The organism is Deltaproteobacteria bacterium IMCC39524, assembly GCA_029667085.1.
In the GTDB taxonomy this organism is placed as follows: domain Bacteria; phylum Desulfobacterota; class Desulfuromonadia; order Desulfuromonadales; family BM103; genus M0040.
Genome location: JARUHJ010000003.1, coordinates 70,623 through 84,763 on the forward strand (window position 1 = coordinate 70,623; position 14,141 = coordinate 84,763).

The 14,141-nt window shown below is 51.3% G+C and carries 16 protein-coding genes; 3 read left to right on the forward strand and 13 right to left on the reverse strand.

The window, feature by feature from the left end; all coding sequences use genetic code 11:
• Positions 1-87: 87 nt before the first annotated feature.
• Positions 88-780, reverse strand: a complete 693-nt coding sequence (locus P9J64_08445; GenBank protein MDG5468346.1) for a GntR family transcriptional regulator — start codon at positions 778-780, stop codon at positions 88-90.
• A 155-nt stretch (positions 781-935) separates the two neighbouring features.
• Between P9J64_08445 and P9J64_08450 the strand changes: the two genes are divergently transcribed.
• Genes P9J64_08450 through P9J64_08460 form a run of 3 tightly spaced genes read left to right on the forward strand, consistent with a single transcriptional unit; the run spans position 936 to position 2,853 of the window.
• Positions 936-1,217, forward strand: coding sequence for an ion channel (locus tag P9J64_08450; GenBank protein MDG5468347.1), 282 nt, complete (start codon positions 936-938; stop codon positions 1,215-1,217).
• Entirely contained in the window at positions 1,214-2,023 is an 810-nt protein-coding gene (locus P9J64_08455) for a sugar phosphate isomerase/epimerase (protein ID MDG5468348.1), read from the forward strand. Before P9J64_08450 ends, P9J64_08455 begins: the two co-directional genes overlap by 4 nt.
• 56 nt (positions 2,024-2,079) lie before the next feature.
• Positions 2,080-2,853, forward strand: a complete 774-nt coding sequence (locus tag P9J64_08460; protein MDG5468349.1) for a sulfite exporter TauE/SafE family protein — start codon at positions 2,080-2,082, stop codon at positions 2,851-2,853.
• Positions 2,854-3,242: 389 nt separating this feature from the next.
• Here P9J64_08460 and P9J64_08465 read toward each other — a convergent pair whose 3' ends face one another.
• From P9J64_08465 to mnmG, 12 genes are all read right to left on the reverse strand, one after another.
• Complete coding sequence (locus tag P9J64_08465) at positions 3,243-3,656, reverse strand: F0F1 ATP synthase subunit epsilon (protein MDG5468350.1); 414 nt, start codon at positions 3,654-3,656, stop codon at positions 3,243-3,245.
• A 33-nt stretch (positions 3,657-3,689) separates the two neighbouring features.
• Positions 3,690-5,096, reverse strand: a complete 1,407-nt coding sequence (atpD, locus tag P9J64_08470) for a F0F1 ATP synthase subunit beta (protein ID MDG5468351.1) — start codon at positions 5,094-5,096, stop codon at positions 3,690-3,692.
• 69 nt (positions 5,097-5,165) lie between these two features.
• A complete protein-coding gene (gene atpG, locus P9J64_08475; GenBank protein ID MDG5468352.1) occupies positions 5,166-6,041 on the reverse strand; it encodes an ATP synthase F1 subunit gamma in 876 nt (291 codons plus the stop codon).
• Positions 6,042-6,066: 25 nt separating this feature from the next.
• Complete coding sequence (gene atpA / locus P9J64_08480; protein ID MDG5468353.1) at positions 6,067-7,575, reverse strand: F0F1 ATP synthase subunit alpha; 1,509 nt, start codon at positions 7,573-7,575, stop codon at positions 6,067-6,069.
• Between the two features lie 25 nt (positions 7,576-7,600).
• On the reverse strand, positions 7,601-8,143 hold the full coding sequence (gene atpH, locus P9J64_08485) for an ATP synthase F1 subunit delta (GenBank protein ID MDG5468354.1): 543 nt from the start codon (positions 8,141-8,143) through the stop codon (positions 7,601-7,603).
• Positions 8,140-8,739, reverse strand: coding sequence for a F0F1 ATP synthase subunit B (atpF, locus tag P9J64_08490; protein ID MDG5468355.1), 600 nt, complete (start codon positions 8,737-8,739; stop codon positions 8,140-8,142). Before atpF ends, atpH begins: the two co-directional genes overlap by 4 nt.
• The gene (locus tag P9J64_08495; protein MDG5468356.1) at positions 8,739-9,164 is read right to left on the reverse strand and encodes an ATP synthase F0 subunit B; all 426 of its coding nucleotides are present in this window, start codon (positions 9,162-9,164) and stop codon (positions 8,739-8,741) included. The genes atpF and P9J64_08495 overlap by 1 nt, the downstream gene beginning before the upstream one ends.
• Before the next feature lie 206 nt (positions 9,165-9,370).
• Positions 9,371-9,763 (reverse strand): polymer-forming cytoskeletal protein, encoded by a 393-nt coding sequence (locus P9J64_08500; GenBank protein ID MDG5468357.1) that lies wholly within the window; start codon positions 9,761-9,763, stop codon positions 9,371-9,373.
• A 79-nt stretch (positions 9,764-9,842) separates the two neighbouring features.
• A complete protein-coding gene (locus tag P9J64_08505) occupies positions 9,843-10,700 on the reverse strand; it encodes a ParB/RepB/Spo0J family partition protein (protein MDG5468358.1) in 858 nt (285 codons plus the stop codon).
• 2 nt (positions 10,701-10,702) lie between these two features.
• Entirely contained in the window at positions 10,703-11,470 is a 768-nt protein-coding gene (locus tag P9J64_08510) for an AAA family ATPase (protein ID MDG5468359.1), read from the reverse strand.
• Between the two features lie 151 nt (positions 11,471-11,621).
• A complete protein-coding gene (rsmG, locus tag P9J64_08515) occupies positions 11,622-12,254 on the reverse strand; it encodes a 16S rRNA (guanine(527)-N(7))-methyltransferase RsmG (protein ID MDG5468360.1) in 633 nt (210 codons plus the stop codon).
• A 9-nt stretch (positions 12,255-12,263) separates the two neighbouring features.
• Complete coding sequence (mnmG, locus tag P9J64_08520; GenBank protein MDG5468361.1) at positions 12,264-14,111, reverse strand: tRNA uridine-5-carboxymethylaminomethyl(34) synthesis enzyme MnmG; 1,848 nt, start codon at positions 14,109-14,111, stop codon at positions 12,264-12,266.
• Positions 14,112-14,141 lie beyond the last annotated feature (30 nt).

Genomic DNA, 14,141 nt, shown 5'->3' on the forward strand with positions numbered 1-14,141 from the left:
CACCAACAGAAAGAGGGCCCGTCCATTCAGACGAGCCCTCTTTATTCACCTCATATCACACGATTGCCTGCAGCAATTTTTATGTTTCTAGGCTGACTCCGCATTATTTGCAACAGTTTCAGCTTCTGACATACTCTGAATCAGTACTCCGGCACCGATGGTTGCAGCGTGCCGTACCAAGCTATCTGCCCGTTCTCCATCATGGTTCCTAAAGGCTTCGATCATATTGCGGTGCTCTTCCACTGATATTTCCATACGGCCGGGCTGTGAAAGAGACGCCAGGCGCAGGCGCTTGAACCTCATCACCAGCTGGTTAATCATCTCGTAGAGTTTATCGTTACCGGCCGCCTTGATAAAGAGATCGTGAAACTCATTATGCACACGGAAAAAGCTCTTGACGTCACCCTCCACGGCGATCTTCTTAAGCCGCTCGTTAATTGATTCGAGCCGATCGATATCTTTCACGGTCAGTTTTTCTGCTGCCATCTTCGCAGCAAAACCTTCAAGGAGAATCTTGATCGCATAAAACTCTTCTATATCCCGCTCTGACAAGGACGCAACAACGGCTCCCTTGCGTGGAACCACAACAAGATAGCCCTCAGATTCAAGCTGCCGAAAAGCCTCCCTGATCGGGGTACGGCTGATGCCGAAACGTTCCGCCAGCTCTGGCTCCGAGACTCGTTCGCCTGGTTTCATCGTTCCCTTGAGGATAGCATCCCGGATCATCTCCAGGATTTTTTCTCTTAGGGTCTGATGTCTTTCAATTGGTTTTTTGCGCAAGAGAAACTCCGTTTTATTAGTCTTCCACAAATTGTATACAGTATACACCCAATGTCAAGCTATTTCTCTTTCACAAACATTCCTAAACCACTTAACTGCTTGCCTTTTATTCTATGCATGATTATCATCCCATAAGTTTTTCTTGAGGTTAAAGTATGGATCCGATTGGACATCTTCGCTTCTCTATCGGCGCACTTGTATCGATCATCGCGATCGGCACTTTTGGTTATTCCATGGTCGAAGGTTGGTCGCTTTTCGATTCCCTCTACATGACCGTCATTACCCTGGCAACAGTCGGCATCAAACTCACCGACAACGAAATGACCTTTATTCCACCATCCTACACTGTCATTGAACCGATATCCGTGCTGATCACACTTGGTGAAATACCTGCTATCGAAAAGCTGGAAAAGATTGCCGGAGGCTTGCAGCAATGACCCGTCCTCGCTTTGGAGCCCATATTCCCTGGGCACAGATCACAACCGACCTGGATCTGGTCCTTGCGCTTGAACTCGCTCCAGAAATTGCCATCAAGGGCCCCGAGTTCGACACTCTGGACGAAAGCCTGCTCGATCAATCCAGTCAAAAACTTGCTGCAGCTCAGATCAGACCAACCCTCCACGCGCCCTTTTTCGATCTCAACCCCGGCGCCCTCGATCCACTGATCCGCCAGGCAACAAGGCAACGGTTGACCCAGGCCCTTACTGCGGCCGGGCGTCTTAACGCCCACCTGATGGTTATTCATCCGGGAGTCGATAAATGGCGGTACCCGAACCTCGAACAAGTCTGGTTGGTCAAGGCAAAGGAGTTCTTGCTACCTCTGATTGACCAGGCCGCAGCATGTGGATGTCGTTTGGCTATTGAGAACATCTACGAAGATGCGCCCGACCTGCTCGTACAACTTGTGGATGAAATTGATTCAGAATGGTTTGGTCACTGCTTTGACGCCGGGCATTGGCACCTGTTCGGCAAAACCAACATGACAGATTGGCTCGACGCCATTGGCCCACGCCTTTTGCATCTTCACCTGCACGACAACCACGGCGTAGCTGACGAACATCTGCCGGTCGGTGAGGGCACGATAGACTTCTCACCTCTACAGAATAAACTGCGCAGCATGCCGACTCTTCCGAGCATGACCCTCGAAGCGCACAGCGCAGAGCACCTGAAACGATCGTTGAAGCAGGCAAACAAGCTGTTCGCACCCACAAGTTATCGGCCAGACTCCCCATCCAGTTACTAGCTGTGCAAACAACCGGAATTCAACTGACGACACGAGCATTGCGGGAGTTTTCAAATATGTTGTTTAAATTATTATCACTTTTTACTGCAGGTTTTTTTGGAGGGATTCTTAACTCGATCGCCGGAGGTGGAAGTTTCATAACCTTTCCTGCACTCCTCTTTTTTGGGGTGCCTCCGATTAGTGCCAATGCCACAAATACTTTTGCTTCCTGTGCTGGTTATTTGAGCGGCGCTTATGCGTTCCGAAAAGATCTATACGCGCACAAGAGAGAATTGCCGCTCATTCTTCTGATTAGCCTGGCTGGTGGTATCGCAGGTGCATGGTTGCTTCTTCAGACACCAGAATCCATATTTCGTGAAATCATTCCCTGGCTACTATTATTTGCAACACTACTCTTTATCTTCGGTGGGAAACTTAATAGTACATTAAAACAGTTCGCTTCATATCACCAACATGCCACAATTATAGGCCGTTTATTGCTGATTCTCTTGCTGCTGGGGATATGTATCTATGGTGGGTTTTTTAATGCTGGTTTGGGAATAATTGTTCTCAGCTATCTGGCACTGGCAGGTTATTCTAACATTAACACGATGAATGGTTTGAAACTCCTTGTGTCATCAGCCATATCGATGATCGCGATTGTTTTATTTATTTTCAGTGGAGTCATTGCATGGCATGAGGGCATTAGTGTTTTACTTGGAACATTAGTGGGTGGGTATGTTGCCGCTCATGTTTCCCGCAAGCTCTCTCAAAAACATGTAAGGTCCTTTATTATTATGGTTAGTTGTGGAATTACTTGTTACTTCTTTATCGACATGTACGTCCCATGAAGAGAGTCCAAAAGACATATAAACTGAGCAACGAAGAAGTCATCTACAGGGTAGCACCCTCACAATACATTCAAAGATATCAAAAACTTTATTCAACGCAAACGGAAATCGTGTGAAGTAAAATTTCGCAATGCCTGCTCGAAAAAGCCTTCCATATTTACGCCTCAATCAAAGTTTTTTTGTTTTAAGTGGTCCAGGCAGGTTTTTCTCTTCGGGTGCCTCCAGGGGGCTGTAAGAGCCTTTTCTGAGCGCCCCTGTTAAGGTTTAAATTTTCATCATACAAGCAGCGTGCAAAGCACCAATAAATCCATAAAAACACAATCTGACACTTATAAACGAAAAAGGGCGACTCGCAAGAGTCGCCCTTTAATCATTATTTCAATGCCACATCAGTGGACTTTCTTACTCGCCACCTGGACACGAATTAAGGCACGTTCCAGGGCGCACTCCATGATCTTGAACTCTTTGTCTTCGCTTGTAAGCTTCTTGAGAGCTTCCTCTGCGCGAGAGAGGGCGGCTTTGGCACGTTCCAGATCAATCTGATCAGCCGGCTCAGCTGTTTCGACCAGCACAGTCATAACATTGTCTTCAACTTCCACATAACCCCAGTTGACTGCAACGTGAAACGTCTCGCCGTCCTTATTATAGGTTAACTCACCAACCTTCAAGGTGGTCAGCAGGGACGTATGGTCGGGAAGAACACCAAACTCGCCAACGGTGCCGGGAGCGGTGACTTCGTCAACCTCTTCCGATAACACGCGCTTATATGGTGTAACCATTTCCAATTTAAGCTTATCTGCCATGCCTATTTATTCCTTTATGCCGGAATCGTCTGATTAAGCTGCCATTTCCTTGGCTTTTTCGAGGGCTTCCTCAATTGTACCAACCAGGTAGAAGGCCTGCTCCGGGATATCGTCGTACTTGCCATCGACCAGATCACGGAAACCCTTGATGGTGTCCTTCAGTTCCACGTACTTGCCTGGAGAACCGGTGAAGGTTTCGGCAACGAAGAACGGCTGGGAGAGGAATTTTTGAATCTTACGGGCACGCGATACGGTCAGTTTATCATCTTCGGAGAGCTCGTCCATACCGAGGATCGCGATGATGTCCTGCAGATCTTTGTAGCGCTGCAATACGTACTGAACGTCACGGGCACACTTGTAATGCTCATCACCAATAACCTGAGGATCGAGAATCCGACTGGTGGAGTCGAGCGGGTCAACCGCAGGGTAGATACCGAGCTCGGCGATCTGACGGGAAAGAACCGTGGTTGCGTCGAGGTGGGCAAAAGCCGTTGCAGGTGCAGGGTCAGTCAAGTCATCGGCAGGAACGTAGATCGCCTGAACCGAAGTGATCGAACCTTTGCTGGTTGTGGTAATACGTTCCTGAAGCTCACCCATCTCGGTGGCCAGGGTGGGCTGGTAACCAACCGCTGAAGGGATACGACCGAGCAGCGCCGAAACCTCGGAACCTGCCTGGGTGAAACGGAAGATATTGTCAACGAAGAGCAGAACGTCCTGACCTTCTTCGTCACGGAAATATTCAGCAACGGTCAGAGCTGAAAGAGCAACACGAGCACGGGCTCCTGGAGGCTCATTCATCTGGCCGTAAACCAGGGCGGCTTTATCAAGAACGCCGGAATCCTTCATCTCGTGCCAGAGGTCGTTACCCTCACGGGTACGCTCACCGACACCGGCGAAGACCGAGTAACCGCCGTGCTGCTTGGCGATGTTGTTGATCAGCTCCATGATAAGAACGGTTTTACCGACACCGGCGCCGCCGAACAGGCCAATCTTACCGCCACGGGCGTAAGGTGCGAGCAAGTCAACGACTTTGATGCCCGTTTCGAAGGCTTCGACCTTGGTCGATTGTTCAATGAACTCAGGAGCAGGACGATGGATGCCCCATTCCTTCTCTGCACCGATCGGACCAGCTTCATCAACCGGCTCGCCGATCACGTTCATAATCCGGCCGAGGGTCTTGGGACCGACAGGCATAACAATCTGCTTGCCAGTGTCGAGTGCATCCTGCCCGCGAACCAGACCATCGGTAGCGTCCATAGCGATAGTACGTACTGTATTTTCACCAAGATGCTGGGCAACTTCCAGAACCAGGTTCCACTCCCGATCGTCAACCGCCGGGTTGGTCACCTTAAGCGCGTGATAGATCTCGGGCAGCTTGCCAGCTTCAAATTCGACGTCGACAACCGGGCCGATGACCTGTGTGATGCGTCCTTTATTCATGATGAACCGTTCCTCCATTTTGCCCACTCGGCTTGCGGGTGGGTTGTTCTTATATATTTCGTTGAATTCTTAAGCTTTAATAGACTCAGCGCCGGAGATAATCTCCAGCAGTTCCTTGGTGATAGCAGCCTGACGGGCACGATTGTACTGCAGGGTCAGCTTGCCAATCATTTCCGAGGCATTCTTACTGGCACTATCCATGGCCGTCATCCGGGCACCGTGTTCTGAAGCCGCGGATTCAAGCAAGGAGCGGAAAATCTGTACTTCGATGTGCTTGGGCAGAATTTCTTCCAGAACCTCATTGGCATTCGGCTCATAGATATATTCGGTAACCTGCGCACCTTCATCCACGACCTTCGGTACGATCGGTAACAGCTGAGTGACCGTTTGCACCTGGGTCATAGCACTCTGGAAAGCATTGTAAATCAGGAAAACGCTATCGTAATCACCGCTGCGATAGAGCTCAATGACTTCCTGGCCAAGCAGCGCTCCAGTCGGGTAGGACACCTGCCCGGTACCAACCAGGTTTTCATGAACCTTGGTGATCTCCATGCCTGCGCGACGTTTGAGGTAATCGTTGCCCTTACGACCAACGATTAACAGCTCGTAGCTCTCGAAGCCTTCGCCTTTTTCACGGATAAACCGTTCAGCGGCTTTGGAGATGTTGGTGTTGAAGCCGCCACAGAGCCCTCGATCGCCAGTAATCAGAACGACTAATGCCTTGCCTTTGCCGCGTTCTGCCAGCAGAGGGTGGCTATCGGCGTCTTCACGCAGTGCCAGGCTGGAGAGTACATCAGCCATTTTGTCTGCATAGGGACGAGCCGCTACAACGGCTTCTTGAGCACGCCGCAGTTTGGCCGCCGAAACCATTTTCATGGCCTTGGTGATCTGCTGAGTGTTCTTGACCGTGCCTATTCGTTTTTTTATGTCTTTAAGACTTGCCATCTCTTCTTACCCGATCGTTGCGTTATTAAGCGACAAACTGGCCCTTGAATTCATCGAGAGCGGCTTTAATCTTGCCTTCCAGCTCGTCATCGATGGCTTTCTTTTCAGCAAGCGTAGACAGAACGTCAGCATAGCTGCTTTCCATGAAGGAGATCATTTCACTCTCGTAACGCTGGACGTCGGTTGCTTCATATTCATCGACATAGCCATTGTTAACCGCGAAGATCGCCACGACCTGCTTCTCAACCGGCAGAGGCACATACTGACCCTGCTTGAGGATTTCAACCAGACGCGCGCCACGATTCAACTGACGCTGGGTCGCAGCATCAAGGTCGGAACCGAACTGAGCAAAGGCTGCCATCTCACGATAAGAGGCGAGAGCCAGACGCAAGGTACCAGCGACCTGTTTCATCGCTTTGACCTGGGCAGAACCACCAACTCGTGAAACCGAGAGGCCAACGTTGATCGCCGGACGCACACCTGAAAAGAACAGGTCGGTTTCGAGGAAGATCTGACCATCAGTAATCGAGATAACGTTGGTCGGGATATAGGCAGAAACGTCTCCAGCCTGGGTCTCGATGATCGGCAACGCCGTCAAAGAGCCAGCACCTTCTGCATCATTGAGCTTGCAAGCACGCTCGAGCAGACGGCTATGGAGATAGAAAACGTCACCAGGGTAAGCTTCGCGCCCCGGCGGACGACGCAGCAACAAGGAAAGCTGACGATAAGCAACAGCCTGCTTGGAGAGATCATCATAAATAATCAGAGCGTGCTTGCCGCTATCGCGGAAGAACTCGCCCATGGTAACACCCGTGTATGGGGAGATGAACTGCATTGGCGCCGGCTCGGAAGCAGAAGCAGAAACGACAATGGTGTAATCCATGGCGCCTGCCTTCTTCAGCTTGTCGACAACCTGTGCCACCGTCGAGCGCTTCTGGCCGATGGCGACATAGATGCAGATCATGTTCTGACCTTTTTGATTGATGATGGCGTCGATCGCAACCGCAGTCTTGCCGGTCTGACGGTCACCAATGATCAACTCACGCTGGCCACGACCGATAGGAACCATCGAGTCGATCGCCTTGAGACCGGTCTGCATCGGCTCGTGAACCGATTTACGTTCCACGATACCCGGTGCCTTGATTTCAACCTGACTGTAGGTGTCAGTTTCAATCGGACCCTGGCCATCAATCGGAATACCGATACCGTTAACGACGCGACCAATCAGCGCTTCGCCGACCGGAACCTGAACGATTCGTTCCGTTCGCTTGACTGTGTCGCCTTCCTTGATGTGCTCGGCGTCACCGAGGATCGCAGCACCAACGTTGTCTTCCTCGAGATTGAGAACCATTCCCATGGTGTTTCCCGGGAACTCCAGCAACTCGCCAGCCATCGCCTTGTCCAAGCCATGGATACGGGCGATACCGTCACTCGCGGAGATAATGGTTCCTGTTTCGCTAACCTCGACTTCACGCCCGAAGTTTTCGATCTGTTTCTTGATAATTGCGCTGATTTCTTCTGCTTTAATTTGCATTATTGCGACCTCATCACCCTGTTCGTTAAGGATTCTTCAAGGATTCTTCGATTCGTTTAAGTTGAGTTTTGACGCTGCCATCAAAAAGGCGACCGCCAATTTCCGCTTGTAAGCCGCCGATCAGATCAGGATTAACTTCAACAGTTAAGGCGATCTGCTTACCGGTCTGCTTCTCCAGGCCGGAGGCAATCGCCTGCTGCTGAACATCATCCAATTCAGTGGCAGCTGTTATTTTAGCGCTCAGGATACCGGACAGTTCGTCCGCCTGGCGTCGGTAACTTTCTTCTATTTGACTGAGGAAGCAAAGACGTCCCTTGCTCAGGAGAAGGCCGAGAAACTTGACCATTCCTTCTGACAACTCAAGGGCCTTGTAGACTTCGGACAGCATTGCCTGCTTCTTGTCCAAGGCCAGGGTGGGGTTGTCGAGCAACTGGCTTAACAACTCTTCCTGAGACAGGACTTCCTTAACTTTGGCCAATTCATCGGCATAGGCCTCAACAGCCTTTTCTTCCATGCCGATCTCAACCAACGCCTTGGCATACCGTCTGGTTAGGGCACTGACACTCAATGGAGTTCTCCCACTTTTTGCATATATTCATCGACCAGACGTTTCTGATCGTCTGCAGAAACCTGCTTTTTCAGCATGTCTTCTGCAAGTTCCACGGCCAGGCTTGCAGCTTCTTCACGCAATTCAGCGCGAGCCTTGGCAACCACACCGGAGGCCTTGTTATCTGCTTCCTGTTCAATCTTGATTGCTAACTCTTTGGCAGCAGCAATAATCTTGTCACGCTCCAGTTCGCCTTCGCGACGAATCGAGTCGGTAATACCGGCAATCTCTTCGGTTGCCTTGGCCAGCTTCTCACTGTATTCGAGATGTTTAGCCTCAGCAGCCTCTTTGGCAGCCTGAGCGTCAGCGAGAGTCTTCTCAATCTCTGCGGTACGGCCTTTAAGACCTTTACGAATTGGCTTGGTTACAAAATAGGCGAGCAGGCCAACCAGCAAGGCGAAGTTGAAGCAACGGTATGCGAAGTCCTTAAGAATGACACCACTGTCGGCATGACCACCGCCACCACTTGCCAGAGCGACAACTGGCAAGAACACCAGGCCGGTCATAACCGTCAACTTAATCAAGGCGGGCATAAGCTTTGCGTTGGAATTTTTCATCAAACGGCCCTCCCGAGTACCTTACCGGCAATCTCTTTAGCAAGAGCTTCAGTTTGGCCACGCAGTTCCTGACGGGCAGAGTCGGCTTCTTCCTGGATTTGCGCTGTGATCTTCTGCAACTTGTCAGCGGCGGTACGATTGGCTTCACCTAGGATGCGGACTTCTTCTTCCTGGCCTGTCTTACGCAGGGCAGAACGTTCCTGAACGCCCTGTTGACGGGCTTCCTGAAGCTGTGCCTCGTAGCGTGTAATTTGTGACTGTACCTGCTCATCAATATCCTGAACCTTGGCCTTGGAACTCTCAATGGTTTCTTTGCGAGCCTGAAGAGCAGCGCGCAAAGGCTTGAAGAGCAGTGCATTCAGCACAACCAGAAGAATCATGAAATTGACAAACTGCAGGACCAGTGTCCCGTCTAGCTCGATCACTGTCTTACCTCATTAAGTTCGCACCTTAAATAATTCAAGGTACATCGGTATACTGTATACGAAATTAGAAGCGCCTATAAAGCTTCAAGCTGGGGGCTCAAAGCAGTGGATGTCTACCATAGCACCTATGCCTTGTCAAGATTCTTTTCGCAAAACATCGCCACAAAAAGATCCTCTCCCGTCATAGGCACCACGGATGGTTGGTGCTACTTCTTGGCGTCAACCTCAACGGCTTTGCTTCCTGCCGCATTTTCGCCGATGTTCATTGTAATCGTGCCGTTCAGCAACACGCCATCCTCTACCGAAATAGCAGGCGTCTCAATAGTGCCATCAACTTTAGCCGGAGAACGGAGCTCAACCCTTGTCTTGGCTTTAACATTGCCTTTGAAATTACCACTCATAATCAAGGTTCCAACCTGGATATCGGCTTGAATATCTGCACTTTCACCAACAATCAGGGTGTCGTGTGACGTCACTTCTCCACGAAAGGCACCATCCAGACGGACAATCTCATTGAACACCAACTTACCTTCAAATTGGCTGCCAGGTCCCAAAAAGGCCTTGATATCACTCTTTTCGATCGGAGTTTCTTTGCGCATGGGTTCTTTTTCCTTCTTGTTGAACATCGCTTAATTTTCCTAGATTTCTATAGTGAGTCTAACCAAAAAGCTTTTTCGACTATCGACCCTCAAAAATATCAAGTAACCGCTCGAGTTCGTCCGGCGAATAATAGCTGATCTCGATTTTACCGCCCTTACCACCGCGGGCTTGAGGGAGAATGCTCACCTTGGTGCCGAGGCTGCGCTGCAACCGGGCAGCAAGATCCACCATTTCAGGATCAAGCTTGCTCTTGCGGGCAACCGCTTTGGTTACACCACCCTTGAGCTTTTTAACCAAGGCTTCCGTTTGACGGACAGAAAACTGCTTCTTGACCACCTGGTCTCGGACTTCCTTGATACGGGCAGCGCTTTCCAGCGCCAGCATGGCCCGGGCATGACCCATGGTCAACTGGCCGGCAACAACATCCTGCTGGATCATCTCCGGCAGGCGTAACAGGCGCAGGGAGTTAGCAACGGTAGGCCGTTCACGACCGACCCGACGGGCCACTTCTTCCTGAGACAGATCAAAGGTGCTCATCAGGTAGCGGTAGGCTTCAGCCTCCTCGATCGGGTTCAGATCCTCACGTTGGATATTCTCTATCAGGGCCATCTCCATGGCCCAATCTTCAGAGACATCCTGAATAACAACCGGAACTTCCTTAAGGCCCGCCTTCTGAGAAGCCCGCCAGCGACGTTCACCGGCGATGATCTGATAATGATCACCTGCGTGACGGACAACCAGGGGCTGGATCACCCCTTTTTCCCGAATCGAGGCAACCAGTTCCGCCATTTTGGCGTCATTGAAGGTTTTACGGGGCTGCTGGTGATGCGGCTTGAGTTCTTCGACGGGGCAGACAAAGTATTTGTGTCGACCATCCTGGGAAGCAGACGTGAGCAGGGCACCGATACCCTTACCGAGTGCAGGACGCTTGGCCATTCTTAAGACTTCTCCCTGCGAATGATTTCACGCGCCAGATCCAGATACGCCGTAGCACCCCGTGAAGAGATATCATAAAGCAGTGCGGGCAGACCGTGACTGGGCGCCTCAGAAAGACGTACGTTGCGCGGAATCATGGTTTCAAAAACCTGTGTGGAAAAATGTTCCCGAATGCCTTCACTGACCTGGTGAGACAGGTTGTTACGGGCATCAAACATTGTCAGCAGGATGCCATGAATAATCAGGCTCTGGTTTAGCTCCCGCTGAATCAACCTCACCGTATTGATCAACTGGCTCAATCCCTCCATGGCGTAATACTCGCACTGCAGGGGGATCAGTACGCTGTCTGCGGCAGTCAGGGAGTTAATGGTCAACAAACCCAAAGAAGGTGGGCAGTCGATGAGGATATAGTCATACTCTTCAGCCACTTCGGAGAGGGCTGTCTTCAGCTTGTTCTCACGCGCCAAGGCAGAAATCAACTCCACTTCGGCACCGATCAGGTCTGGATTGGCAGGCAACAGATGAAGGAGGTCAAGAGCAGTGGTTTTACGTAATTCGCTCACCGGCACAGAACCAAGCAGGGCATGGTAAACCGTTTGCTCCATACTGTTGGGATCTACACCAACGCCACTGGTCGCATTGGCCTGGGGATCGAGATCAACCAACAGGGTGCGTTTTTCGGCAACAGCCAAAGACGCCGCCAGATTCACGGCTGTGGTGGTTTTACCGACGCCGCCCTTCTGGTTGGCAATGGCAATGACTTGAGCCATGCCTCTATTTCTCCTTAGGAATTGATGTTTTTTGAGTCGCTCAGACTAACATAAGCATTTGGATCTGCAAAGGAAATTTGCCTACCCCCCATCCACTACCAGATGTTGATCAGCAGGCAAACAAAAACACTACATCTGGTGTAAAAACCCTCTATCGGGCCAACTCAATCAGGCAGCGCTGGGCCCCGGAACGAGGTAAAACAAGGCGATGCAAAGCAATGTTCCAACCCGATTCGCAAAGGCGCTTCCGATATGCCAAGAACTCCTGCTCACCTTCCGGCCCTTTCATCGCGACCAAACGTCCCCCGGCTTGCAGAAAAGGCTCAGCCATAACCACCAGATCCTCCAGGGAGGTCAACGCCCTGGCTGTCACCAGGTCGAAACCGGCCCGGTAGCTCTCCTCTTCCTGCAAGTCCTGGACACGTGCGTGCAAAGCGGCAAAAGACGGTAACCCGAGCTTTCTTGCTACATGCTTCTGAAAGTCTATCTTCTTGCCAACAGCATCAACCGAAACGACCTGCAGAGAAGGGCAAACAATTTTGAGGGGTAATGCGGGGAAGCCGGCACCGGACCCCATATCGAGAAGGCGGCCGGCCGCCCTTGCAAAAGAGAGCATGGTCAGGGAATCAACCAGGTGTTTCTCCAGCACCTCATCCCGATCGGTTATGGCCGTCAGGTTTCTTCGTTTCGTCCAGCGCAGCAATTCGTCTACCAGCAACTCGAGTTGCGCAAGGCTGTCATTGGAGATTTCAAGCTCCAGTTTTTGTAACTGATCTTTAAGCACCAAGAAAACCTAACGTTTTAGAATGACAGATAAAATTGCAAGTGCAGCGGGAGTCACGCCAGGAATTCTACCGGCCTGACCGAGGGTGCGAGGAGCGACCTTCATCAACTTCTCACGAACCTCTGCGGAGAGACTCCCCACGCTGTCATAATCAAAATCAACCGGGATAGCCAGGGCCTCCAGACGTCTGAAACGCTCAACCTGCTCGTGCTGGCGACGGATGTAGCCCGCATATTTAACCTCAGTTTCCAATTCATTGCGAACCTCGCCAGACATCTCGGCCAGCCAGGGATCCAGAAAATCGAGATTGACCAGTCTCAGCTCGGGTCTGCGCAACAACTCCTCAAGAGAGGCACCATTCTTCAGGTCCGGCAACCCCAAACGCTTGATTGCTTCCTGGTTGCCTGGTGAGACCCTCGTTATACGCAAACGCTCACGTCCCTCCTCAAGAGAAGCCAACTTTGCAGAAAAGCGCAACCAGCGCTCCTCAGGCAACAAACCAACCTCATAACCAAGGGGACTGAGCCGTTGATCAGCATTATCTTCGCGCAAAAGGAGACGGTACTCAGCCCGGGAAGTAAACATTCTGTAAGGTTCCTTTGCGCCTAAATTGACAAGGTCGTCAATCAAAACCCCCAAGTAACCCTGTTCTCTGCCAATCACAACGGGTTCACGGCCCTGAATCTGTAGTGTAGCGTTAATACCAGCCACCAGACCTTGACCAGCGGCTTCCTCATAACCTGAGGTGCCGTTGACCTGCCCGGCGTGATAAAGACCTTTTATAAGCTTCGTCTCCAATGACGGGCGGAGTTGTATCGGGTCGACATAATCATACTCAATTGCGTACCCGGGACGCATTATTTCAACCTTTTCCAGGCCTTTCATGGTTCTCAGGTAGGCCAACTGAACATCAACCGGTAGAGAGGTTGAAACGCCATTAGGATAAATTTCCCCACTCGTCAAGCCCTCCGGTTCGAGAAAAATCTGATGTTGCTCCTTCTCCGGAAAGCGCACCACCTTATCTTCTATGGAAGGACAATAACGAGGCCCGACCCCTTCTATAACGCCTGAATAGAGAGGGGAGCGGTCCAGGCCGCCACGGATCACCTCGTGGGTCCTCTCGTTGGTATAAGTGATATAGCAGGGAACCTGGGGACGGTCTATCGACACTGTGTCGGCGGAGAAAGGCTGTGGAGAGTCATCGCCAGGCTGCGCCTCCAGAACTGAAAAGTCGATCGTTTCAGCAGCAAGCCGGGGCGGCGTACCTGTTTTTAAACGCCCAACAGTAAAACCGAGTTCGCGCAAATGGTCAGAAAGCCCTTCCGATGGCGGCTCTCCGGCACGGCCACCGGGATAATTCACCAGTCCAACATGAATCAAACCACGCATGAAGGTACCGGTTGTCAGAACCACGGCAGGGGCCTCAAAGAGCAGGCCGTCCCGGGTCTCGACACCGGCGACACGTCCATCCTCCACCAACAACCGCACAACCTGGGCCTGCTTGAGATCAAGGCCCGACTGGGTCTCAACAACCAGCTTCATCCGTGCACGGTAGAGATCGCGATCAGCCTGCGCCCTGGAAGCCCTAACTGCTGGCCCCTTCTTGGTATTAAGTAAACGAAATTGAATCCCTGTTGCATCAATATTCCTGGCCATCTCACCGCCGAGCGCATCAATTTCTCGCACCAGGTGACCCTTGGCCAACCCACCAATTGCCGGGTTGCAGGACATTTGCGCTACCGCATCCAGGTTGAGCGTTAGCAGCAAAGCCCGGCAACCCATACGTGCCACCGCCAACGCAGCCTCGCAACCCGCATGACCAGCGCCAACAACGATCACATCGTATTTTTCAACCATAGTAACCACGCTTTTCAAACCAGGAAAACG